This is a genomic window from Pseudomonas lactis (genome assembly GCF_001439845.1).
Taxonomy (GTDB): domain Bacteria; phylum Pseudomonadota; class Gammaproteobacteria; order Pseudomonadales; family Pseudomonadaceae; genus Aquipseudomonas; species Aquipseudomonas lactis.
Window position 1 is genome coordinate 101694 of record NZ_JYLO01000018.1, and the last position, 23884, is coordinate 125577.

A 23884-nucleotide genomic window follows, 5' to 3' on the forward strand; every position below is an offset into this window, starting at 1 on the left:
AGGCGCGTTGCGGCGTGTTGAGCAGAAAAGCAGAAAATAGGAGGCAAACTGCCAACAATCAGAACTTCGGTGGATTCTCCGGTGGTGTGTACGGCACTCCATCGCCATAGAACCGCTTGCGTGTGGCCTCGGCCACTCGGTTGCACAGAGCGTCGCCCATCTTGGCGCGATCCAACTTGCACTGCTGGCGTAATTCCTTCAGCCGCACGGGGTCGTCCGCCAGTGACTCTACCGTTTCGGTGGCGGCAGGTTCGGATGGGCCACAGCCCGCCAGCACAGCAACAAACAACAACGACATGATCTTGTTCATGGCTCGATTTCCTCTGGGGTATCAGGTTTGCCAGATATGGCGTGTTTGCTGTCGGCGGGTGAATCGATAACACCCACCCGCTCGATGAAGCGTGACAGCGTTTGTGAAGGCTCACCATTCCGGCACAGTAAGTAGGTTGTGAGAACCGGCGAACGCCCAGCAAGAGGCCGTGCCACAACACCAGGCTCACGGCTGGCGATGATTTGCGAAGCGCCGGCCAGCCCCAGCGCAAAACCCGCCGACACCAGCGCCATCATCAAGTCCAATGAAGTGACCTGCTCAGCCACCAACGGCTCTGTATCCGCAGCGCGTAACACACGGGCGATCTGGCGCGCATGACCTTCGCACACCACCGGATCGCACATCACCAGCGGATAGCGCAGCACCTCGTCCAGTGGAATGCGCTTGTGACTCAGGATGGGATGCCGTGCAGGCACTGCGACCATCAGCGGGTCAGACCAGACCGGCTCGGCGAGGATGCTATCGCCTACTTCGTCAGACTGCGCAAAGCCCACGTCGTACATATCATCAATCAGTCCCTTGATCTGTTGCGCCAGCGGCACCTCAAACAAACGAATATCAACCTCCGGCTCATCCAAGCGGCATTGTGCCAACAAAGCGGGCAATCGCGACGGTGTAATGCCATCAGACAAGGCAATGCGTAACTGACCATGAAAACCATTGGCTGCTGCCCTTACGCTGTCACGCGCCTGCTCAAGTGCTGCAAAAACACGGGTCACATGCTCCAGGAACAGCTTTCCCGCGCGGGTCAGCCGCGTGCTGCGCGTGGTTCTGGCAAACAGCACCACGCCCAGTTCTTCTTCCAGTTCCTTAATGGCTCTGGATAGCGGCGATTGCTCTATGTGCAAACGCTCCGCGGCGCGAGCAAAATGAAGCTCCTCTGCCACCGCCATGAAACAGCGGAGATGTCGTAACTCCATTTCCTCTCCTTAATTTTATGACGCCTTCAGTCGAACGGTGCATTCCCCATCGCGATCTGGCCATCTTTCTGCGTCGCTCAGTTGCCGGTAAGTTCAGCAATCACTTGGCTGGCTCGCGTCAGCGTGGCGCCTCTTATTTCCATTCGACGAAGGGCAATGCCGTCACTAAATTTGGTGGGCGCGCGCATCATTCCAAGAATCACTTTAAGATTGCTATGTTCTTATTCGGACGACTCCTGCCCCCAAACTCAAGACTTGACGAAGGCATTAGAGAAATCATTGGCGAAGTCGGCAAGGGTTCGCGGTGGTTTTCCTAATACACGTTGAAAATCATCCGTAACTAGGTCACCCCAGTTCGTACTGTAGGCCGAGAAATAATCACAGAGCAGGTTCACAGTCCACTCATCCATCCCCTCATTTACTATTGCTTTCCAGGCGTCTTCTAAAGTAATGGGTACATATTTCACTTCTTTTTTGATAGCCCTGCCGATCACTTCTGCTACCTCGTGCATCGTTATGGAGACTGGCCCGGTTATCGTATAAGTCTTGCCTTCATGGCCAGGCGTGGTCAGAACTTTGGCAGCAAATTCGGCTATGTCACGGGAATCAATGAGGCCCATCCGGCTGTCTCCCAGCGGGAGATATATTGCCCCTTGTTCGGCGATGCTTTGAGCGGCCATCAGCAGGTTTTGCATGAAGAAGTGTGGCTTCACGATGGTGTAAGGTATTCCCGACCCTATTAACTCCGTATCGGATAACCCATGCAGCCGTCCGTTAATGGTGGGGGCCGTATGGGATGCACCGATGGCAGACAGTCGAACAACGTGACTGACGCCCGCATTTCTCGCTGCCCATAGTGCATTCGAAGATTGCTCTGGCGCACGTGGCCCGGGCGGGGTCAATAGCCAGGCGGTATCCGCCCCCTCAAATGCCGCTCCAAGCGTCCAGGGTTTCTCCAGATCGCCAACGCGCAGCTCAACGCCCAAACGCTCCAGGTTTTTCGCTTTAGCGGGGTTTCGCACCAAGGCTTTCAGGCGATGCCCGGAATTTTAAGTGCTCAATGACGCCTGATGAAATATCACTGGTGGCGCCTATAATTAGAATGTTCTTTGACATGGTTTGACTCCTGTTAAGTTTTTGGTTGGGGTTTGGCCTCTACATTGATGCTGGGGCGCACCGACATGCCGACACGCAAACGGTGGGCATCTTCCTGCCCCGGTTCCAGGTAAATACGCACCGGAAGGCGCTGCACAATTTTGGTGAAGTTGCCGGTGGCATTGTGTGGCGGTACGGGGGAGAAGCTGACGCCGCTGGCCGGCCCGAGGCTTTCGACGCGTCCTTTAAGCTGCACACCGGGCAAGGCATCGACCGTGATGCTTACCGGGTGACCAACCTGTACACGGGCCAGTTGTGTTTCGCGGTAGTTGGCTTGCACATAGACTGCTTCCAGCGGCACAAGCGTCAACAGTGGTTCTCCCACACGGGCATAGCCGCCGACTCTGGCCTTGCGCTGGGCGACGACGCCACTAATGGGGGAAACAACGTTGGCATAGGACAGGTTTAAGTCTGCAGTGGCTTTCTCTGCTTCTGCTCCAAGCAGTGCAGCACGTGCCTTTTCCAGTTCAGCACGAAGGATCACTGTCTGTTGTTCGGCCGATTCCAGACCGGCGAGATCGCGTTCATGGGCAGCTTGTTGAATGTTCCATTGCGCGTCGGCTTGCTGGCGGGCCTGCACGGTGCCGGAACCGTCGCGCGCCAGATTCGCGTAGCGGTTGCGGTTGATCTCGGCGAGCTGGAGGCTGGCGCTGGAGGCGGCAAGTGCTGCACGCGCCTGCGCGATGGTGCTTTGCTGGCGATCGATTTGGGCTTGCAGGCTGGCAATGGTGGCTTGTGCGCTATTGATGTGCGCCTCGGCCATGCTCACTGCAATGCGCAAGTCACGCTCATCAATACCTACCAGCTGCGCACCGGCTTGTACTTGCTGGTTCTCGTCAACGTCCACGCGGGTGATGACACCGGCCACCTGTGGAACGATGACCGTGAAGTCAGCCTGCACATAGGCGTCGTCAGTACTCTGGGTAACGGCGCTGGATTCAGAGCGGTTGAGGATCAGGAAGGCCGCCACGAGGGCGAGGGCGGCAACCAGACCGGAAATGATACGAAAACGAAGCGTCTTGGACATAAAAACCGTTCCTCGATAAAGTGGTTAAGCAGCCACAGACGCTGCTGTGGCAGGTGTGGCAGAAGGCGTGACGGGCGGTGTGCTGGTCATCGCGGGCGCTGGGATACGCTGCATCATCAGGGCGAGGGGAATCATGAGCAGCGCTACCACGGCGAAGACGCGATAGATGTCCGCTGCCGCCAGGACATTGGCTTGCTGCGCGACTGTACTGCTTAGTGCAACCCAGCCCGGATCATCCGACGGCAGGCGGGCCATCAGTTGCCCGGCGTTATCGAGTAGCATTTCCGAGTGGAAGCGACTGCGTACGGCCGTGAGTTGCCCGATGATGGCGCCGCCTATCGTGGCGCTGAAGACGCGCACGATATGGACCTGGCCCGCCACGAGCGGCCCCTCCATGGGCTGCACCACACTGGTGATCAGGAACAACAGCGAAACCATGGTTAGGGGCTGCCCGAGCATGTGCAGCACTTGCACCCATAAAAACTGCTGCACCATCCATTCGCTGGTAATACCGGATGCCAGCCAATTGGCCGCCGCCATGCACAGCAAACCCGCTACGAATACATAGCGGGCATCGGCCCAGCGCTGGTATAGCAACAGCGCCACGCATGAGCCGAGCAGCAGTTGTGGAAAGCCGACGATCAGACCCAGGGGTGCGCTCTGTGCCAGACGGAACCCCTGAAAATTCGCCAGCAGATTGGCTGGCAGCGTGACGGCGGTAGCCATCGTCATCAGCAGAAACCCGAAGAGGGTGATGCCGATCCAGATATTGCGTCGCGCCAACATCCTCAGGCTGACAAAGGGCGCCGGATGGAACCACTCCCCGATCAGAAACAAGACAAACAGTGCGCCACCGGCTACGAACGAAGCAACGATCAGTGGCGAATGGAACCAGTCCAGCCGTACACCTTGATCCACGCCGACCACCAGTAGCATCAGACCTGGTACGCCCAGGAGCATGCCGAACCAATTGGCTTGTTTCATACGCGGCAGGGCCAGTGGCATCTTCGGGATGCCCCAGCCGACCAGCGTGGCCGCCAGTAGACCGATGGGGATCACATGCCAGTAAACCCAGCGCCAGTCTTCCAGCTGGTCAACCCATTGAGAGGCGATCCACAAGGCGATATTGGGCGAAAAGGTGGCGACCAGCGCAAAGACGGCCAAGCCATGCAGTCGTATGGGTAACGGTAAGAAACGCAGACAAGCGACCATCAGCAAGGGGATCATCGCGCCCCCGAGCAAGCCCTGAAAAACACGCAAGGTCAGCAATAGAGGCAGGTCTTGTACATAGGGCATGAGCCATGTCAGCAGCAATGTGCTGAACAGCATGGCCAGATGGAAACGGCGCATTGAGAAGGTGATGGCAAACCAGGTGGCAAAAGGCATGGCGGCCAGTTCACCAGCGGAATACGCCGTGAGCAGCCAAGACGCCTCGTCTATGCCGATCCCGAGGGCGCCCCGCAGATCGGGCAGTACCAGACTGGGAATCCTGCCGTTAAGACCGGCAACGACCGCAGCCAGAAAAATACCCAGCAGACCGATAGCCATACGCAGGTTGAATACCGGTTGTGGCGGTGGGCCAGCGGGTGCAGCAGGACTGGCAGGGGTTGGACCGGTCATGTCTGTTCGCCTGCCGATTCGGCCACGGGCTGCAGTTCCGTCGACCAGCCACCGCCCAGAGAACGGTAGAGCGAGACGACGGACAGCGCGGAAGCCGTGGCGCAGTCGGCCAGCGCAGACTGGCTGGATAACAGCGAGCGTTGAGCGACCAGCACCGAAGTGAAGTCAACCGTGCCTTGCTCGTAAGCGCGTTGCGCCACCTGCAAGGCCGTCTGGTTCTGGGTCAGTGCATGTTCTAGCTGTGCATGCCGTTTCAGTTCGGTCGCGTAGGCATTCAGCGCGTCATCAACTTCATGCCAGGCGCTCAGTACGGTTTGCTGGTAGGCAATGGCCGCTGACCGGTGACGTGCCTCGGTCAGCGCCAGATTACTCTTGAGCCGTCCCCCCTGAAAGATCGGCAGGTGCAACGTTGGGCCGATGGAGAAGTACCGGGAACCCCAGCTTCCCAGATCAGAGAAATCAATCGACTGGATACCGACGCCGCCGGTCAGGCTGATGCGCGGGTAAAAGTCGGCTTGCGCAGCGCCGATATCGGATATAGCAGCGCGCAACTGGGCGTCAGCCTGCAAGATGTCGGGCCGCTTTTGTGCCAGTTCAGACGGGATGCCTAGCGGCAGGCGTTGAGGCATAGCCGGTAATTCGGCGGCAACCAGTCGGTCATTCAGTTCGCGTGGCGATTTACCCAACAATAATGCCAATGCGTTCATCAGTACATCGCGCTGCTGATGCAGCTGGGTCAGGCGTGCCTCAATACTCGCTACGTCCGCACGGGCAGACGCCGCATCAAAACGCGTTGCGACGCCATGGCGTTCCCGGCTTTCCGCCAAGCGCACTAGGTTTGCCGCGATCTGCCGGTTGTCTTCCATGATGGTTTCTTGTGCCTGCACGCCGCGTAGCAGCAGATAGGTACGTGCCACACCGCCGGCGAGCGAAACCCTGACGGCATCCATCTCGAAGTGGCTGGCTTGCAGCGTCGCCTCGGCGGAGTCGCCGAGATGTTGCAAGTAGCCCCACACGTCCAGTTCCCAGCCTGCTTGCACGCCTAACGACCACAGGTCGGTGGAATCGGTAGGTGCGCCGAGCATCGCCATGGGCGCGTTCTCGCTGAGGGATGACCGTGCGTAACTGGCGTCTGCCGAGACCTGTGGCCGACGCGCAGCCTGTGCCAGCCCCAGTCTTGCGTGGCTTTCCTCGATACGTGCGGCAGCAGCCAGGAGATCCAGATTGGATTGAGCAGCTTCAGTCTGCAATGCAGTCAATGTGGCATCGTTGAACAATTGCCACCATTCAGACGGAATCGCTTCCTCAGTGAGTGCGACTTCTGTTGCCATAGTTGCCGCACGCGCTTGCAATGCCGCATGAGGTGTTGCCAGGCGCGGCCTCTCAACGTCCGGCATGGTCATGCAACCGGCAAGTGCCAGGACGGCAAGGAGTGGCGGAGCTACACGGGCGATGTAACGGCAGTCACGATCCCAAAGTATGCGTTTCATGGAGGTCCTTGTAGTGTTCCAGGGCGGTGCAATGCAATCGAGGAGCTGATCAATTTTACCAGTACCGATCGGTACTCTAGTGCTTTTTCATCTTTAGGTCAAGAAGATACAGCCTTATAAGACTTTATGTGAGATGGGTTTCATCACTTTTGCTATTATAAGAACCGATCGGCATAGTCTGGGTTTGTAATCTTCACTTTGCGGAGTAACCCAATGCTTGCAACACCCACCGCTGACAGAAGCGAAAAGGAGCTGGTGGTATTAAATGCGGCCACCTTGCTGTTTCTGACGCACGGATTCAGTGCCACTACCACAGACATGATTCAACGTGAGGCCGGGGTGTCGAAGGCGACCATGTATGCTTGTTTTCCCAATAAGGAGGCGTTGTTTGCGGCAGTGATAGAGCGACAGTGCGCTTTTATGTCTTCTTCAATTCAGGCCATAGAAGCGTCGCCGGAGGATGTCGTCAAGATGTTGACCGATGTAGGCAGGACCTACATCCAGACAGTGCTTTCACCGGCTGGGCTGGCGCTTTACCGTGTGGTGACGGCAGAGGCTCCCCGTTTTCCTGATTTGGGACGCCGGTTCTATCTGGCCGGCCCAAAGGCGGTCACCTCGCTGGTGGCTGCTCGCTTGAAAAATGCAGCCGAAGCTGGAGAAATCAATGTCCAGGCTATTGGCGTCGATGCCGCTGCCGGCTTGTTCATCAGCATGGTTCGCGGCGAAGGCCAGCTCGAAGCAATGACCCACCCTGGCTCGCAGTCTTCGGTCGCACAGATGTATCATTGGGTGCAGGTTGCCGTGACGACTTTTCTCGGGGCATTTGCGACAAAACAGCGATAAGGGTTTGATCAGCATCGCTCGCCATCTTCACTGCACGGTTTCAGGCACCTTCACACGGCCGTCCTTGGCCTGGTGAGTTGGAATGCAGATTGTTCGAATGACGTTCTTGATGCAGTTGACGAAGCTAACACTAGGTTATTCCAAAACCCCGCTGCCTCCCAATCTCCCACGACACTCCAGCACCGCGCACCGTCGCGGCGATCTGTTGACCCAACCGCTGTTCAATCACTGGCTTCCACGGCACCAGGCTAAACCCTATTCCGTCATCCAGTATGGCGTAGCGTCCGCTGGCGAGCATGATGTTGCGACGGTAGGTGCCTGCGACGCGTTGGCCGTCAGCTACCGGTCGATGCTTCAGTCCGGTTTCAGCGGCAATGTCCTGTGCGGTGCGTGCCAGCTCTCGGTTGCGCAGCGTCGCCAGTAGATTGCGCGCCAAAATCACACGCTGCCCGCGCTTCTCGGCCAGTCCCTGTTCCGCGAGGAAGTCGCCGCGCTGTTGCAGCGCGTCCTTAACCTCGCTGCCAAAACCCGTATCCCCCAGCCCCTTACCGCCGCCGATCAACTGTTGATCCAGCCAGGTCGCGCCGATTACGCGGGCCTGTCGCTCTATCGGCAAGTGCGATTTCAGTTCCACCGCCACGCCGCCCAGGCGCTGCGCGTCGTACTGACGGCCCCGCTCGGGCAGGTCTTGCGGCACATGCCAGACGCCTTCGGCCTGCCGTTCCACCAGGCCAGCGCGGCGCAGGGCTTCCAGTCGTCGCACATGAGCTTTAACCACCTCGCTTGGATCACGTTCGGGGTGCGGTTGAGCCATCGCAACGGCCAGATGGTGATCGGTTCGGTAGATGCCATTGACGGCCATTGCGGTGATGGTCTTGTCTGCGGTGCGTGGGGCGGTTGAGCCCTTGATTTCCACCACGGCGCCAGTCGGGTACTGCGCCAGTTCCGTGCGCGGCGGCAGCGCGACATAGTGTGCTTTGCCATCGGTGCCATCCACGACCAGATAGCCCTTGTCGTAGAGTTCGTCGGCCAATCCTTTGCCAGCTACGCGGCCCATGATGGAACGGCCATTCTCGCCGGGCTGAAACACCGTCAGGTCGCGCTGCTTACCCCTCATGGCCCGCTGCATGGTGCGGATAATGTCGCCACGCTCGCCCATCGCCCGCAACGTGGGTTCAGCATCGGCATGGACAGTCCAGACCCCGGTCTGCAATTCGCTCGCCAGCCCCATACGCTGCAAGTGTTGCAGGCGGCCCACCAGCAACAGGCGCTGGCGTTTCAGCCGGGGTACTGCCTCCAGCCGTTCGGATCGCACCAGGCCATTCACGGCCTCGCGCTGCAAGGTACGATCCAGTCCCGTCCATCGTTCCTGATCGACTTCGCGGGCCATGCTGCGCTGGATCTCCAGTTCAGTGCGCGGCCCCAGCCAGTCAGTCGCCAGTTCCGAGGCCCGTTCGCGCATACCCTGGCTGATGTAGTCGCGGGAAATGATCAGGTCTTTTCCGGTGTCATCCTTTCCACGCAGGACGATGTGGGTATGCGGGTTGTCGGTGTTCCAGTGATCGACGGCCACCCATTCCAACCGGGTGCCCAGGTCGGCTTCCATACGATCCATCAGGTGACGGGTGTAAGTGCGCAGGTCATCGAGCTGTTCGGCATCCTCGGGCGAGACAATGAAGCGGAACTGGTGCCGATCCTCCCGGCCCCGTTCCTCAAAGGCAGACAGGTCAGCATCATCGGTCATGGGGTCGTAGGCTCTACCCGGTTCGCCATCGCGCCCCACGCCTTCGCGCTCGATATAACGCAGATGCGTGGCGGTCGAGCGCGCGCCCGCCTTGGCGAGATTGACCAGCCGGGTCTTGATGGTGACGCGCCGGGAACCCGCCGTCAGTGATGCGCCGGTAAAGCGCGCCGCAACGTGGCCACGCCCCAGCCGAGCGCCAGGACGATTGCCTGCCTTGGCGACCTTTGCGCCCGCCTTGCTCGTTTGGCGAAGCACCTGATTGATGAAGGCATCGCCACGCTGCTTGGGCGCGCCCGGACGGAGGCGGAAGCGGTCATCGTCGTGGCGGCTCATATTGCGGCTCCATCCAAGACCAGCGTAGCCAAACGGGAAAAGCACGCACTTGGCTCAAGGCTGACAAGGCTTTGGCTAACCACGCGGCACGGTGCCGCTATCAGGTGCGTGCCGCGCCACCCCCACGTGCAGACAGACATTTCGCGCAACGTAGTGCCGCGACCTTTTATCTTGCCCTGCATCTTTTCCCGGCCTGACAGCACGGGAATGCGATGCCCCGGCGGCGCTGCGCAGGGCGCAGCCTGCCGACCGGCGAACGCCCACCATGCCGCAGGCGTGGCGCGTTCGGGGCAAGCTATCTGCACAGGGGGAAGCACTCGGGAGTGCAGCGCGGCTGCGCTCCCACGGCGCGCATGGCGACACGGCGAGCGCATGGCCATCGGTACGCCTGATAGCACGTCAACGACAAGCGGCAGCGCGTCGAATGTGCTGCATGAAAGACGAAGGCCAATGCGCCAGCGAGGTCGGAAGTCGTTCAGGGTCATGGTTGCTTCTCCAGGAAGATGGGCTGCGCGGTACCGATCACAGCGGATGCCTGGATCGGCCCGAAGTAGCGGCTGTCGAACGACGCCGGATTGGTTGTGCTCAACAGGAACAGTTCACCGTCGGCCAGCGGGCGGCATTGCGGCCAGAATGGCAGCGACCGGCCCATGCGGTCGGCAGGCAGTACCGCCGTCACCGGCACGCCGTCGATGCGTACCTGGCCGTCCACGATGCAGACATGTTGTGGCGCGACCGCGCCCACACGTTTGAGCAGCGGGATGTGCGATGGTAGGTAGCCGCGCTGCGCAGCGAGTGCGGCCACGTCTGCCGGAAGCTGGGCCAGCACGATGCTGCCAATGTGCGTCGGGGCTGTCGGTCGGATGCGATACCAGCCGACCGGAACACTGTCTGATGGGTTGTAGATGATGTGCGCCGCAGGCTGCACGAAGGACACCCAGGCCAGCGCAGCGAGGCCGCAGGCGGACAGGACGGCCAGTACGATGCGAACACGCGGGCGTGAGCGAGACTTGGCTGTCATTGCAATTCCCTCCCGGCCAGCCAGGCGGCATGTCGCTCGGCGGTGTACTCCGGCAGTGGCAGGCGGGCCGCCAGACGGTTGCCCAGCGTGCGCCAGTACGCGGGCGACGCGTCGATGGCGGCAATACCCAGCGACTCAATGGCATCAATCGTTGCCAGCGTGGCGCGTATCCTCTTTTCGCCTTCCACATGCAGCAGCAGACGTGCACCCGGTTGCACGCCGGGGATGCGCTGCACCGCGTCCAGCGGCGTGCAAGCCTGCATCACCATGAGCTGCCAACGCGTGGTGCCGTAGTCGTTGGCCTGCCAACGCACACGGCAGAACACGGACGCGGGCAGGAACACGGCGCAGCGCCGCCAGCGGTCGAGCTGGAGCATGCGCGCCGGCTCGCCAAAGCGCAGATAGAGGTTGAAACGCTGGTCGATGTAAGCCAGCGAAACGCGGGTCAAGGGCACGTTGCCGGTCTGTCCGGCGAGTGTATGCGGCGCTTGCATTGGTATGGCTGTTTCTGGTGTCAGCTGCACCGGATGGGCAGTCATGGTGTGTTCTCCGGGAACTCGCGCTCCAACAGACCACGCAGCAGCTCGGCCACCGTCACGCCTTGCGTGAAGGCCGAGACCTTGATGCGCGCCCGCAAGGCGGGTGTCACGTCGAGGGTCAGGCGGGCCGTGTACAGGTCGCCTTTCTGAAGGTCGGCGGTATCGCCCTGGCGAACCCACGCTTCGGCGTGCGGGTTCGCGGGCGGACGTGCACCGATGCCGATGCGCTCGCCCGCGCGTTTGCTGGATGGCTTGTCGTTTGCGCTACTCATGACGACCACCGCAGCAGTTCATCGACCAGTGCCGTGATTTCCCGCGCAGCGGCGCTGTCCGGCACCAGTTCGCGAGCGAGCCGACCAGCGGCCACGCTGTCGGCGAAGACGATGCGCTGACGTACTTCGCTGCGCAGCGCTGGCAACGGTTGGTCGGCCAGCGCCTGACGTGCCTCGCGTCCGATCACCGTGGTGCTGACACGGCGATTGATGACGAAGGCAGCGGCGAGCTGGGGCCGGAATACCTGCGCCTCACGAATCAGCGACACCATCTCGGCGCTGGCCCAGAGGTCGTAGGGGCTCGGTTGCACCGGAATCAACACGCAATCAGCCGCCAGCAGCGCGGAGCGCGCCAAGGCGGCAATCCGGGGTGGCCCATCAATAACAACGTGATCGGCTCGCCTGGCGAGTTCTGGGGCTTCCTGATGCAAGGTTTCCCTTGCCAGCCCCACGGCGCTGAACAGCCTTGGTAGTCCTTGCTGGCTTCTGCGCTGTGTCCAATCCAGTGATGAACCCTGCGGGTCGGCATCCAGCAGAATGACGTGCTGCCCGCGTAGGGCCAGTTCCCCGGCGATATGCGTGGCGAGCGTAGTCTTGCCTACGCCGCCTTTCTGGTTGAGCAAGGCAATAATCATGGCGCGGCCCTCCGATCTGGAAAGCCGGTCGGTTTTTGTCCTGCTGAACGGGGTTGGTTTTGAGGCTGTTTTTGCCGTCGGGATGGCGGCGCTTTTCGCCTTTCAGCCGTTGCCCACCGCAACCCTGTTTCTTTATTAAAAGTTAGAGTATTTAAGTTAGTAAAGTTAAGGGGCGTGTAAACCCGCGCCGTTACTGGCTCTCCGGCGGTTTCGTACTCCTGATAGCACGATAGTCGTACTCCCGATAGCACGATACCCCTTACTCCTGATAGCACGACACTATTCACAGGTTGTCCCGGAGTTATCCCCAGGGTTATCCCCGTGCTGTCAGCGGCACGGGCCGGAACGTCAACAACTCGATGTCGTCCTCGGGCATCCGCACGATGCCCAACTCGTAACCCGGCAAGGATTGCTTGGCCACCAGCGCACGCAGGTCGTAGGCAAAATCCGAGAAACGGGATCGGCTGCCCGACTTGCGGTGCAGGTGCCGGAAGTCGAATTGCCAGCCGTCTTCCTGCTTGCCACCATGCTTGCGCACCAGGCGGTACAGCCAGCGTTCGATGCCACCGGTCAGGCTGAAATAGGCCGGGTCGATGGTCAGCACCAGGGCGGCGTCCAGCACACCCGCATAAAACCAATCCGGCAGAATCAGTTCGATGCCCAGTGGTGTGCCGCTGGCGTCGGCCAGTTCCTTCCATTCGTTGATCCACGAGAAGCGGTGCAGCCGCCGTCCGGTGGTTTCGCGGATGGACGTGGCCACGGTGGTGGATTGCAGCCGATCCAGCGCGGCCTTGAGGCGCTGATAGTCGCGGGAGCCGGTGCCACGACCGATGAAGCGCAGGATCTCGTAAGGCGTGGCACGCATCAGTCGCGAGGTGGATAAACCGGCGTCCATCGCCTCCACGATCTGGCTGGCGGCCCAGATCAGGATGTCGGCATCCCAGATCGTGGCAATGCCGTGCTCGGCTGTGCCTTCCACTCGGATGGTGATGTTGCCACTGCGAAAGTCGATCGGTGCTACGCGCCGCGACTTCGCCAGCGAGAAGAACGGATACGCCATCAAGTCCTGGGTGTCGCGCGGTGCCATGTCGCCCGGCAGCGCCCGGAACAGGTCGAGCTGTTCCCGTGACGGCAAGGCATGCTCTGGTGGGCGGGACATGGCGATGGCTACCGTCGCGCCGCTGCTCAGCGGCCATCACGATAATCACCCGCGTGACGCTCGGCGTATTCGGGATCAGACGTCGCCTCGTAGCTGTGCGCATCGGCCCAGGCCTCGAGGTCGGCCACCGCGTACATGACGCGGCGACCGAACTTGCGAAACGTCGGCCCGCCGCCGATCACGCGCTGTTTCTCCAGCGTGCGCGGCGACAGCCGCAGGTAGTCGGCAGCCTCGTCGTTGGTCAGGTAGCGTTGGGGTTGTGCGGTCGTGGTGACGGCAGCGGTAGCAGGTCGAATAGGTGCGGGTCGCATGGGATAGACCTCCATCGGTCAGGGAAGCCCGGCCACACAGCGTGACCGGATGGAGGTAGTCTCAAGAAAGATGAGCTGCTTGCTCAGGGACGTTGTGCAGGGAGCGCGAAACGTCCCCCTAATCCAACGAAAACGGCGGAAGTTGTGCCAGGCGGCGATAGCCGCCACGCATCAGCGCATCGCCTCGGCGCACCAGCCGCCGCACACGGGCGCGCAAGGCGCTGTCGGCGTGCCAATCGGCCACGACGGCATCCACGCCGAACAGCCCTTGGGCCACCTCACGCAAGGACGCGCCCGCCAGGGTGGCGTCGAGCGCCTGCAAGGTGTGCAATTCCAGCAGTGCGCCCGGTGTGGGTCGGGAACGAGCCACTGCCACTGGCACGGCAGCCATGGCGGCGGCCAGCGCGTCCAGCCTGGCCGCGAACAGGCGATAGCGTGCGCAGGGCGTGGCGCAGGCACGGACGGCGTACAGGTAGGCCATGCCGTCTTCCAGACCCGGTGCCAGTGCAAGCCGCATACAGTGACCGGGCCACTGCAACATCAACACCAGACGCTTGCCGTCGTAAATCAGGTGCTTGCGGCCAGGAACACGCCAGAACGCAAAGGCAGGCGCATCAGGTGGTGGGTCAGCATCCGGATAAAGCTGCACCACGGAATCGTGATCAGAAAACCAGACTGGATGTACATCGCGTGCATCCAGCGCAGGATCTTCCAGCAGGCGCAAACCCCAGCGATACGATGCATCCCGCTGGCGACGACCGCGTAGCCAGTCGCGCCGGTAATCGGGATGGCGGCGTAAATACTCCCAAGCCAGGGCGAGACCATCAAGATGCAGCACGTAGAGATACGCGGCGGTGGGATACCACTGTTTGGCGCTCGGATTGGCCATGACGCAACCTCCTGTCAATCAGCAGGAACGTCGCCACGGGCATCGAAATGCAAACGCTACGGCGTCATCAGTAAACCGTCATGAATGGCTGGGTAAACTGGCGGCGTCAAAACCGATTGGCTCCGAAACGTTGCAGGGATCGTCCGAATGCGACGGCTGCTCAACCGGAAATTGGCAGGCAGCACTGGATACCATGCCGCAGCCCGCGCCAGGGATCATAACTGTTTACAACAGAGCCGCACCGCTTCGGTGCCAGAGTGCGGATTCAGACCGGGAAGGTCTAAAGTGAGACGAAAATAGTCTCAATGCGCCCGACCTCGCCGGGCTGCGAACGACGCCGGTTAATCAACGATGGAACCGTTGGCCTGCGCCAGCCGCACATAGTCTGACAGTGTTCGTGTGGCCTGGAAATACACATCACGCATCACCGCCGGCTGCTTGAGCGGGCCGACGATGGATGCCAGATCGGACAACTTCACATAGCCCAACTCGGGCATGCCCAGCCCCAAGTCGATGAGGCCATAGGCCGTATCACCATCAACAGGATCGAGTGCCGCCAGTAACCAAGTGGCATGCGCATCCGGTGTGAATAAACGAACGACCGGCAGCGGGTCGATGGTCAGGCCATCGGCACGAACCTGGCCGTGGTCAAGCAGGCGTGCGCGTTCCACGGCGGTGATGGGCGATTGGATCATGGTTGGGTGCCTCGCGAAACCGACGACTCGGTGATGCACTTATGTGCCCAAACGTAGAACCGCCGAACCGGCTGTGTGCCTTCGTGCAGACGTACGGATGAACAAACCCGTGAATCCGCAGAAGAACGGAAGCGTAAAAACGGTTTTGTGGAAGTCTGGAAAGGCATGGAAGCGACTCTCTGGTTCTGGTGGAATCCCCACAAGCGGATTTCCGTAAAAGCACGAAAGCTGATGGCTCATTACCAAATGAACACTATAGATTGTAGCCCTAAAGAGCGCAATCGACTGTCATCTATGGTTTCAAGGAAATCATTGGATGACAGCAAAAAACTCATTGGCAACGGCATTAAAGACAGTCAGGAAAGCGCGTGGCTTGAGCCAGGAAGCATTCTCCGACGTGTCCAGCCGTACCTATATGAGTTCGCTGGAACGCAACCTGAAAAGCCCAACGCTGAACAAGCTGGCTGAGCTGTGCGAGGTCATGGAGATTCATCCGCTCACACTGTTGACGCTGGCGTATGCCGGCGATAGCACACACGAGACCGATCAGCTTCTGAAGCAAGTGCGACAGGAGCTGATCGCCGTCTTGAAAGAGCATGACACGCCGTAGCGTGTGACGTGCGAATTTCCTGCAAGCAAAGCGCGCAGCGCCACTGGCGCGAAGGCGTGAGGGATTGATGCCGAATGGCCGTGACAGCAAAGCTGGCACGGGGCGCAGCCCGAAAGCCCGGCGGCGCATCGCACCGACACGTCATCTATAGCGGTGGGAAAACAGAAGCCCAACTAAAGAAATAGCAGCAAACGACCCTGATTAGCCATCCAAATAAAATATCTCGCCGGCTGGATTATTGCTTAATATTTTTAACTGAGCTATTAAAATAATAGTCCTGATACGCTTCTGGAAAACACATCTCTTATACCATGTCAAAAACAAAGAATAAATTTACGATCTGGATGAGGCGACATCTGATAAATCGCTGCATTGATTTAATAGAATCCAGCGAAGGGCTAACAAAAAATCATCACCCACGACTAAACAGCGAAGCATTTCACATAATGGGCTGCGAAGTCTTGTTTGATTGCGATTCACCGATGCATATGACAGGCTCCTTCCAAGAACAAAAAATCGCAGCAGCCTGGAGATATCGTCGTGAAAATTCGATGAGCCTTGCTCTTAAAATGAAGCTATTCAAGTCCAGCCAATTTCCAGTGAGTTTAGATGGTAACAACTTCTACTCAAGTCACTATGTAGCAACACAATTTGGAAAATTTTTCCGCAAATCTCCAGCATTTATCCAAACTGTATTAATTGCCATTTATATGGCTGTTAATCGTGCCTCTGACGTTGCTACGCGCTTTAAATGGGTAACAGGGATCGTCAGTTTTGGAGCGCTAGCAATTAAAGTTTGGCATTCTGACTTAATAAGTAACTGGTGGATAGCATTGAGTGCAGTGATCGGACTGGCTATTGGTTTCCTTTCCACACTTTGGCGCTGACAGGCAAAGCTAATCGGACACACAACTAGAAGCTTGTGTCTAATTCTGACCCTATTCTACTACTTGAGTCGATGTGCGTTTCTGGCCTATTGTGTTGAAAAACTGCGCCCCGCCCGATGGGCAGGGGCGCATGAGCGGCCGCCAGGCCGCTGGTTTGCTGCGCGACCAGATCAGATCGTGCGTGCCGTCCTCGCCTTCGATCAGGCGGGCATAAACCGTCGCCGGGAACGAAGGGTCATCCAGGGTCACTGACAGGTACTCCCGCCCAGCCTCGCTGGTCTTCTTCCACGCCGCGCCGAAGTCGTTGCCGGTGGCTTGCAAGCGGAGGTCAGGGGCTTTGTTGTTCTCGCCCTTTTCGTTGGGAACCAGCTTGACCTTGACGTTGAGCGTCAGGGTGCGCAGCGTGCCGGTGAAGCCATCTTTGTCTGCGGTGAAGGTGCCGATGGTAGCCATGATGTTTTTTCCTTTCGGTAAATCAAGGTCGCGCCAGTGCGTCCTTGTTGTGATCCGATAGGCGGGGATGGGCGCGTCGCACCGTGTAGCGGTCGTAACAACGTGGAGAACCTGCAAGCGCACAGAATTTGTCCCGCGAGGAATGCGCAAAGCGCAGGGGAAATTGTTTGCGCTGGAAGGTTGCGGCGCATAGCCCAAGGCATCGCCGTTCCCCCGCCAGGATTCACGACAAGCCAAGGACGCACAGGCCGCCTATCCCGAATGAAGACAAGGCTGGCTCGGCATCCCCGCGTGACAGCTTCACTGGTTCCTGCACTGACGCGGGCAAGGTCAACATCCCAACCACAGAGAAAACCAGCGCCCGCTTGCATGGCGACCTATCTGAGGTGCGGTGTGGAAGTGCTGCAAAGGCCAGGCGGGATGTCAGTGATCCGTCCTTCGTGACACACAGGCCATAAATCGCCAGCATCGAGGACGGCAACCTGTTGCAGCAAGGTTCGCAGACCCCGCCCATTGCGGTGGGGCGTGGTTGAAATGGTGGCGGCGCGCAGCACCGCCCGCATTATTGGGGTTGATGCTCCCCCGCGCTCAAGTGAGCTTGGGCGCGTCCCCGTCGCCGCCTGATTAAAGGCGGCGACGGGGGATTTTTGGTCAAGCCCGCCAAGGCATCGTGCCTTGGCGGGCTGTGCTGAATGAACAGCAAGCGCCCCGGCCAAAGCCGGGACGTTTGCCCATGGTCAAGGTTTACGCGGCCAATGAATCTGCCGGTTCATTTGTCATGATGGCGTCTTCTGTTATTGCGCCGTCTTCGCCTGTTACCACCTCCTGCGGCGTTTCTGCCCGAAAGATGGCGGGCATCCAGCCCGTACCGCCTACCAGCCGTTCCGCTTCGTTGGCAATGTCGGCCTTTTTCAGCTTTGCCAGCTGGGCAACATGGTCAGGCGCGAACTCGCCCACGGCATCCAGAATCACGGCTTTGGAAACGTGCTTGAAATAGCCTTCGGCGGTCGGCTGCCACCATGCCGACATATCCAACCCCACGGCCTGCGCCAGTTCCTCGCCGGGTTGCTGCGACGTAGCGCGGGGCGTGACCACATCCACGGTTGCCGCCGTGCATACCGCCAGCAGCCGCACCAATTCATCCTGCGACTTTGCCAGCAACATGGCGAACAATCCCGCGCCATCCTCGGGCAGTGCCTCACTGCATGCCTGCTGCAATTCGCGCAGCGCCACGGCGGCGGGTGATTCAGGCCAATCGGGAGTCAGGCTTTCCAGTCGGTCTTGCGTGGTCAGGCTCACGCCCAGCGGCAAGCTATCACGATGGTAAGGACCACGCTGCAAGACGGTCTGTGCCATGCCATGCACCACAGCAGCCAGCGCCGCTTGCGGATGCCGCGCCAGTTCGATTTGCAGCGCGGCGGTGCGGTGAGCGCTCAAGCGCTGCGCCAGCCGGTCAGTCATGGCGGCGGTCTTGGGTTGCTGGTCGTCGTCGTTTTCATTGTCGTTTTCAGCTTCGCCGCCTGCCTCGCCAAAACCCTGCCGCAACCGTTCCAAAGTGCGTAGCGCCTTGGCTTCTGCTTCACGCAACAGGCCGCGATGCACGACAATCTGACCTTGCCGGTCAAGCGTGACAATGGCACCAGCGGCGGCTTTCACGTTCGGGCTGTAGTCCAGCAAGCGCTCTTCCAGCGCCTGCAATTGTTCGCCCACGCGGTCGCCTTCCTCCTGCAAGGCATCGGCCTTTTCTTCGTCGTCCTCGTCCAGTGCGGCATCCAGCGCTTCACCGATGGCCTGCATCTTGGTTTCCAGCTTTTCCATGCGGTCGCTTTCCCGCTTGGTGGGGGTGCGCCGTTCTCGCGGGGCGCGCTGGAAGGCTTGCAGGTCGGCATAGGTGGCGGCGGGTGTGGCATCCACCCATGCCCAGCCTTCGGCCTTCACCGTCGCGGCGTGGCTGTCCAGTTTCTCGCGCACCAATGTTTCCAGTAGCGCGGTATCGGTCACATAGACGCCGGTATCGTCCTGCGCGAACAGATCACGGCGAATACCGCCGCCTGCGGCTTCGTAGGCGTCCAGTCCAACGAAACGCACCAGCGCATGGCCTGCGTCAATTTCCCGCTCGGTCAGCCGTTCGCGCAAGGCGTGGGGGCTGCGCTGCCACTGCGGTGCATCGTAATAGGCCGCATCCTGCGCCGTATGGTCATCAGTGATGGCAAGCGCCATCAATTGTTCAAGGTTCACGGCATCAGCGCGATAATCGGCCAGCAGACGCGGCGAGACGTTCGCCAGCTTCAAGCGGCGCTGCACCACCAACGGGGTGACGGAAAAATCCGCAGCAATGTCTTCAATGGGTCGGCCTTCGGCTACCAGCGCGGCGAATGCTTCAAACTGGTCTGCCGGGTGCATGGCTTCACGCTGCACGTTCTCGGTCAGGCTCACGGTACGGGCGCTGGCATCGGCCACCAACAGGCACAGCACCGCCCAATCTTTCGGGATGCGGCGTGTCTTTGCCAACAGCTTTAATGCCGCCAGCCTGCGGCCACCGGCCACGACTTCGTAATGCTCACCGTCTCGGGCCAGCGTCACGGTCAGGTTTTGCAGCAGCCCCACGCGGGCAATGCTGGCCGACAGCGCGTCAATAGACTGGCCTGCGCTCTTGGTCTTGCGTACGTTGCGCTTGGAAGCGCGAAGCTGCAACAGCGGCACAGAAATCAGATTCTGCGCCGGGGTGTCGGCTGTGGCGTTCGGGGTGTCGATGGCTTGGGTTTCGGTTTGATTGATCGCGTTCATGATGAAAATTCCTTTCGGTTTGTGACAATGCAGCCATGAAAGACGCGGCAAGGGTGGCTGCCTGCCCCTGCCGCGAAAGGGGTCAGGCTTTCAACTGGCGCATACCCTCGGCCAGCAGCCACAGGGAACGGTTCAGGCGAATGTCGGAATCAATGCCCTGCACCGGGCGGGTGCTTTGGCGGCGTCCGTTGGCGCTGCGGCCACGCAATCCGCCTTTAGTGAGGTTTTCTTGCAGGCGGTTAAACGTCATCCACAGATCGGGGCGGCGGTCGTCATAGCGACGCGGCATCAGAATCTGGCTTTCGGTGATGGGCGCGGGCTTGTCCGGGTCGTCGTACTTCAAGGCCAGCGCGGCGCGGGCGAATATCTCGGCCTCGTCATCGTCCAGCGTGATGGCCTGCATCGCTTCGCGGGATTCTTGCGCTCGTTCAAAGCCGCTCAATACTTCATACGCGCCTTCGATGACTTGGCCGGTCACATCGCCTTTATGCGGAATACGCACATCGGCCAGGGTGTCGCCGCATACCAAGCCATTTGCACAGACAAATCTGAACGCACCTGCCAGCATCTGGTAACTGCTGGTGCCATCGTGCGAGTTCAACAGAATGATTTCGTTGGCGATGCTGTCATTGACCTGATTGGCATGGCGTAGACGAATCATGTGTTTGGTGTGGTCGCGCCGGTCTTCGTTGCGCACGCGGGTTTGCGTCACCATGAAGGGCTGAAACCCTTCTTTTCGTAGTTCCGTCAGTACCGCCGCCGTGGGAATGTAGCTGTAGCGTTCTGAACGGCTCTGGTGGGGTGCCTCGGCATAGATCGACGGCACCACGGCTCTGATCTGGTCATCGGACAGCGGGTAATCGCTGCGCAGTACCGGAGCGCGGGAAGCAAAACGGGATGCAAGCATGGTGTTTCTCCTGACAAATAAAGGGTTTGCTGTTCAAACCGCACACCGGATTCCTAGATTCGGAGCCCAGCCTTTCGGCTGTTCGGTGCGGTTGGCACGAAGAACCCGGTTGGCCTCGTTGCCACCGTCTTTCCTGAGTTCATCGCCCGCGACGGTCAGGAGCCCACGGACGTGGGCCGTCAAGGAAACAAGCGTCAGGTTGGTGCGGCCCGCAGGCGCAGCCGAGGACACGGCCTGGCGCGCCTTGACGGCACACGGCCACGGGCTACAGTCGCGAGCAAGGTGATGAAGTCAGGAGAGATGGCTGGACAGGCAACGGCCCGCGTTGTGTGCCGACTGCACGCAAGCGAAGCGCGCAGGCCCGGAGCTGAGAAGCCGGGCCGTAGGCGTCAGGGATGGAAGCCCAAATGGGGCGAGCCTCGCTTAGCGAGGCTCGATGCGAAGCACTACAGCACGACCGGCCTCATAAGAGGCCGGAGACGCCCAATCTTTCAATATCTGATCTCGTCCATGCGAACTATGTCGAAGGCAGGGGCATCGTGGATAGCAAAGATGAGAACCATAAACGTATTTTCTAGGTGCCCCGTTAAACCTGACAGACAACGTGACGCTTGGATGTGTGTCAGCTAAAATACGACTATCGCTCAGTGCTCCTAAATAAGAGTGGTGTAAATCCCGGAAAAGCGAAAATAAGCTATGTCTTCAATATAGGAGTTACGAAAACTATTGACCTGGCAAATAAATAGGGCATATTAGATAATCTGTCTCCATGAAAATAGATGCCCGTAAACTCAGCCCCCAAGAACAACGTGAAAAGCGCTCCACGGCCCTACGCATGCGTGAGCAGGGTTACACCTACAAGGCTATTGGCGAAGCGGTTGGTGTTCACCCCCGCACTATTGCTCACTGGGCGCAGGTCGCAGAACATAAAGGCGAAAAGGCTGCCATTGCCGGCGGCCAGCGTGGTGTGCGCCAGGGTGATCGCCGCAGTTTGAGCTCCAGCCAGGAAGTGCTGATTCGCACCTTGATGACCGATAAGATGCCCGACCAACTCAAGCTCGGCTTTGCGCTCTGGACGCGTGATGCGGTGCGAGAACTGATCCGCCAGCGCTGTGGTTTTCTCATGCCGGTTCGAACGGTTGGTGAATATCTCAAGCGTTGGGGCTACACCCCGCAGCGCCCACTGCATCGGGCTTATCAGCAGAAACCTGAAGTGGTTCAGCACTGGCTGGATAATGAATATCCACGCATCGCACAGCGGGCCAAGGCTGAGAATGGTGAGATTCAGTGGGGCGACGAAACCGGTATGCGCAGTGACAGCCATGCTGGCCGCAGCTACGCCCCTATTGGCGAAACGCCGGTGCGCCTGGTCAGCGGCAGTCGTTTTTCCACCAACATGATTTCCACCGTGACCAATCGGGGCAAACTGCGCTTCATGCTGTATCGGGAAACGCTGACAGCCCCAGTGCTGATTCGCTTCCTGAGTCGCCTGATTCGCGATGCTCAGGGCCGCAAGGTGTTCCTGATTCTCGACAACCTGCGCGTACACCACAGCAAAAAGATGAGCGCCTGGGTTGGCGACCGCAAAGAGCAAATCGAACTGTTCTTCTTGCCGGCCTACGCCCCGGAGTTGAACCCTGACGAGTATTTGAATTGTGATTTGAAACATCAGGTTCGCACGGGCTTGCCGGCGCGTAATCAGGACGAACTGGAAAGGCGTGTTCGCTCGGTCATGAGACGATTGCAATTACGCCCTCAAAGAATCCGTTCTTATTTCCGGCATCCACGTATCGCCTACGCAGCATGATTTGGTGTATTTGATTGCCGGGTTAATAAATGCATCCATTTCAAGAAAACATACAAACATGGCTCTCTAGAAAGCTTGCAAATCACACACGCAATCAGTGTCTTGATATTCCATTTATATTATCCAGCGACATAGGATTGATCCGAAATGAGAACCAGGATCGCGCGGCTGCTCTTTACACAGGAGGAAAGTCAATAAACCCCTTGTTTGTGATGGCAGTAGCGGATGGGATGGGGGGTATGCGCGATGGAGGAAGGTGTTCCACATTAGCCCTATCAAGCTTCTTTTATTCCTTGATACAACATCGAAATTTAGGCACCAAGGAAAGAGCTTGCGAAGCGATAAAAGCGTCTAATAGCCAAGTTTTTGATATTTATCGGGGCGATGGCGGCTCTACGCTAACTGCCGTTTTGCTAGATTCCCAAGGAAAAACAGTAATCGTTCATCTTGGTGATACGCGGATCTACACTTTTGGACCTGGAAAGAAGGTGGAGCGACACACAACAGACGACTCTCTCGTCGAGGCTGTTGGCGGCAGTGGCCGAGAGTTACTCCAATTTGTTGGGATGGGCGAGTCGATGCAGCCCAAGATATCTGAGCTTCCTTTCATGGAAGGTTTTTGCGCCATCACCACTGATGGAATTCACGAAATCGAGGAAAGAACCCTAAACAGGATTCTGGAAAATTCAGCCAATATCAATGAAGCTTCCGAACGTCTGAATTATGTTTCCATGTGGTGCGGTGGAAATGACAACTCGACATCCGCCATATTTGATATGGGTAAAACATTCTCATCGCTTGCGCGGTACGACGGCAATGGGATCCGTTTGTGGGATGCTGGTGGGGACTTAACTACACTGTGGCTCCGAGAAGAAGATCAGGCATTTCATGCTAAACAAGCCAGAACCCCAAACGGGGCAGGCGAAGCTGAGAGTAATTCTCCGCACCCATTGCCGTCAAGCAATCCACCTGACTTTGAAAGTGTGCAAAACAAACCAAAGTCTCCCGCAAGAAGAACGAGAAAGAAAAAAGAAAACAGTTTCCCTGAAAAAATTCAGCTAGATATTGAAATTGGGAACTCTGACGAAGAAGGGGAAGTCGGTGTTGATAGAAAATAGATACAGATCTCTAAATAACTCCGACAGAGGAGGCATGGGGGAGGTTATTTTTTGTGAAGACCTTCATTTGCAGCGGCAGGTTGTCCTGAAACATCTTCAAGCTGGAGTGGAATCTCGCAGGTTGCTGGATGAGCAAAAGGCGTTATCAAAGGTTCGGTCGAAACATGTGGTTCAACTTTACGATATCGTAAATATTCCCGGAGCCGGTGTTTTTCAAGGTAGTTGTCACTGTTCTTCGTTTTAAGCTGCTTGTTTCATAGTCGTTTCTTTCTCAGGGTTCAGTGTCACTGGCCCAGCGGGCTCGCAGTTTCTGACTGGGCGCACACCCCAG

The 23884-nt window shown here is 58.7% G+C and carries 23 protein-coding genes and 1 pseudogene; 6 read left to right on the forward strand and 18 right to left on the reverse strand.

All coding sequences use genetic code 11. From position 1 onward, the window contains the following. Positions 1–58: 58 nt before the first annotated feature. The 6 genes from TX24_RS26680 to TX24_RS26705 form a co-directional block, all read right to left on the reverse strand. Positions 59–310, reverse strand: a complete 252-nt coding sequence (locus tag TX24_RS26680) for an EexN family lipoprotein (RefSeq protein WP_034071768.1) — start codon at positions 308–310, stop codon at positions 59–61. After that, positions 307–1251 carry a LysR family transcriptional regulator gene (locus tag TX24_RS26685; RefSeq protein ID WP_034071770.1) on the reverse strand — a complete coding sequence of 315 codons (945 nt, stop codon included), beginning with the start codon at positions 1249–1251 and terminating at the stop codon, positions 307–309. Before TX24_RS26685 ends, TX24_RS26680 begins: the two co-directional genes overlap by 4 nt. A 248-nt stretch (positions 1252–1499) precedes the next feature. Continuing rightward, on the reverse strand, positions 1500–2285 hold the full coding sequence (locus TX24_RS26690; protein ID WP_079382939.1) for an SDR family oxidoreductase: 786 nt from the start codon (positions 2283–2285) through the stop codon (positions 1500–1502). Between the two features lie 95 nt (positions 2286–2380). Beyond that, positions 2381–3433 carry an HlyD family secretion protein gene (locus TX24_RS26695; protein ID WP_034071772.1) on the reverse strand — a complete coding sequence of 351 codons (1053 nt, stop codon included), beginning with the start codon at positions 3431–3433 and terminating at the stop codon, positions 2381–2383. A gap of 24 nt (positions 3434–3457) precedes the next feature. Then, on the reverse strand, positions 3458–5053 hold the full coding sequence (locus tag TX24_RS26700) for an MFS transporter (protein ID WP_034071775.1): 1596 nt from the start codon (positions 5051–5053) through the stop codon (positions 3458–3460). Beyond that, positions 5050–6543 carry an efflux transporter outer membrane subunit gene (locus TX24_RS26705; protein WP_057711768.1) on the reverse strand — a complete coding sequence of 498 codons (1494 nt, stop codon included), beginning with the start codon at positions 6541–6543 and terminating at the stop codon, positions 5050–5052. The genes TX24_RS26700 and TX24_RS26705 overlap by 4 nt, the downstream gene beginning before the upstream one ends. A gap of 213 nt (positions 6544–6756) precedes the next feature. Here TX24_RS26705 and TX24_RS26710 point away from each other — a divergent pair, with 213 nt between their 5' ends. After that, entirely contained in the window at positions 6757–7386 is a 630-nt protein-coding gene (locus TX24_RS26710; RefSeq protein ID WP_034071777.1) for a TetR/AcrR family transcriptional regulator, read from the forward strand. Between the two features lie 130 nt (positions 7387–7516). Here TX24_RS26710 and TX24_RS26715 read toward each other — a convergent pair whose 3' ends face one another. The 5 genes from TX24_RS26715 to parA form a co-directional block, all read right to left on the reverse strand. Beyond that, positions 7517–9463: a relaxase/mobilization nuclease and DUF3363 domain-containing protein gene (locus TX24_RS26715; protein ID WP_034071778.1), complete on the reverse strand. Its 1947-nt coding sequence runs from the start codon at positions 9461–9463 to the stop codon at positions 7517–7519. A 481-nt stretch (positions 9464–9944) separates the two neighbouring features. Next, the gene (locus TX24_RS26720; protein ID WP_034071780.1) at positions 9945–10484 is read right to left on the reverse strand and encodes a S26 family signal peptidase; all 540 of its coding nucleotides are present in this window, start codon (positions 10482–10484) and stop codon (positions 9945–9947) included. After that, the gene (locus tag TX24_RS26725) at positions 10481–11023 is read right to left on the reverse strand and encodes a DUF2840 domain-containing protein (protein ID WP_052156427.1); all 543 of its coding nucleotides are present in this window, start codon (positions 11021–11023) and stop codon (positions 10481–10483) included. The genes TX24_RS26720 and TX24_RS26725 overlap by 4 nt, the downstream gene beginning before the upstream one ends. After that, positions 11020–11295, reverse strand: coding sequence for a hypothetical protein (locus TX24_RS26730; protein ID WP_034071781.1), 276 nt, complete (start codon positions 11293–11295; stop codon positions 11020–11022). Before TX24_RS26730 ends, TX24_RS26725 begins: the two co-directional genes overlap by 4 nt. Then, a complete protein-coding gene (parA, locus tag TX24_RS26735) occupies positions 11292–11930 on the reverse strand; it encodes a ParA family partition ATPase (RefSeq protein WP_034071782.1) in 639 nt (212 codons plus the stop codon). Before parA ends, TX24_RS26730 begins: the two co-directional genes overlap by 4 nt. Here parA and TX24_RS32000 point away from each other — a divergent pair. After that, the gene (locus TX24_RS32000) at positions 11929–12069 is read left to right on the forward strand and encodes a hypothetical protein (protein WP_153574634.1); all 141 of its coding nucleotides are present in this window, start codon (positions 11929–11931) and stop codon (positions 12067–12069) included. The genes parA and TX24_RS32000 overlap by 2 nt on opposite strands. A 174-nt stretch (positions 12070–12243) precedes the next feature. Here TX24_RS32000 and TX24_RS26740 read toward each other — a convergent pair whose 3' ends face one another. The 4 genes from TX24_RS26740 to TX24_RS26755 all read right to left on the reverse strand — a co-directional run bounded on the left by TX24_RS26740 (position 12244) and on the right by TX24_RS26755 (position 14984). Continuing rightward, positions 12244–13089 (reverse strand): replication initiator protein A, encoded by an 846-nt coding sequence (locus TX24_RS26740; RefSeq protein ID WP_034071783.1) that lies wholly within the window; start codon positions 13087–13089, stop codon positions 12244–12246. 26 nt (positions 13090–13115) lie between these two features. Next, a complete protein-coding gene (locus TX24_RS26745; protein ID WP_034071784.1) occupies positions 13116–13400 on the reverse strand; it encodes a helix-turn-helix domain-containing protein in 285 nt (94 codons plus the stop codon). A 118-nt stretch (positions 13401–13518) separates the two neighbouring features. After that, a complete protein-coding gene (locus TX24_RS26750) occupies positions 13519–14289 on the reverse strand; it encodes a DUF7011 domain-containing protein (protein WP_034071786.1) in 771 nt (256 codons plus the stop codon). A gap of 341 nt (positions 14290–14630) precedes the next feature. Continuing rightward, the gene (locus tag TX24_RS26755; RefSeq protein WP_034071788.1) at positions 14631–14984 is read right to left on the reverse strand and encodes a DUF2958 domain-containing protein; all 354 of its coding nucleotides are present in this window, start codon (positions 14982–14984) and stop codon (positions 14631–14633) included. 316 nt (positions 14985–15300) lie between these two features. Here TX24_RS26755 and TX24_RS26760 point away from each other — a divergent pair, with 316 nt between their 5' ends. Together TX24_RS26760 and TX24_RS32005 are read left to right on the forward strand one after the other, a co-directional pair. Continuing rightward, the gene (locus TX24_RS26760) at positions 15301–15594 is read left to right on the forward strand and encodes a helix-turn-helix domain-containing protein (RefSeq protein ID WP_079382942.1); all 294 of its coding nucleotides are present in this window, start codon (positions 15301–15303) and stop codon (positions 15592–15594) included. Between the two features lie 482 nt (positions 15595–16076). Beyond that, positions 16077–16481 carry a hypothetical protein gene (locus tag TX24_RS32005; RefSeq protein ID WP_157255572.1) on the forward strand — a complete coding sequence of 135 codons (405 nt, stop codon included), beginning with the start codon at positions 16077–16079 and terminating at the stop codon, positions 16479–16481. 144 nt (positions 16482–16625) lie between these two features. Here the strand turns inward: TX24_RS32005 and TX24_RS26765 are convergent. The 3 genes and pseudogenes from TX24_RS26765 to TX24_RS26775 form a co-directional block, all read right to left on the reverse strand. Continuing rightward, positions 16626–16934: pseudogene (locus TX24_RS26765) on the reverse strand (DUF736 domain-containing protein); the annotation flags it as partial. A 744-nt stretch (positions 16935–17678) separates the two neighbouring features. Further along, positions 17679–19721, reverse strand: coding sequence for a ParB N-terminal domain-containing protein (locus tag TX24_RS26770; protein WP_034071790.1), 2043 nt, complete (start codon positions 19719–19721; stop codon positions 17679–17681). Positions 19722–19803: 82 nt separating this feature from the next. Next, entirely contained in the window at positions 19804–20628 is an 825-nt protein-coding gene (locus tag TX24_RS26775) for a DUF932 domain-containing protein (protein ID WP_034071791.1), read from the reverse strand. Between the two features lie 769 nt (positions 20629–21397). On the opposite strand from TX24_RS26775, the gene TX24_RS26780 reads away from it, so the two are divergent. Then, on the forward strand, positions 21398–22435 hold the full coding sequence (locus TX24_RS26780; RefSeq protein ID WP_057711769.1) for an IS630-like element ISPa47 family transposase: 1038 nt from the start codon (positions 21398–21400) through the stop codon (positions 22433–22435). A gap of 29 nt (positions 22436–22464) precedes the next feature. Continuing rightward, complete coding sequence (locus tag TX24_RS32010) at positions 22465–23553, forward strand: PP2C family protein-serine/threonine phosphatase (protein ID WP_121372835.1); 1089 nt, start codon at positions 22465–22467, stop codon at positions 23551–23553. The last annotated feature ends 331 nt before the right edge of the window (positions 23554–23884 follow it).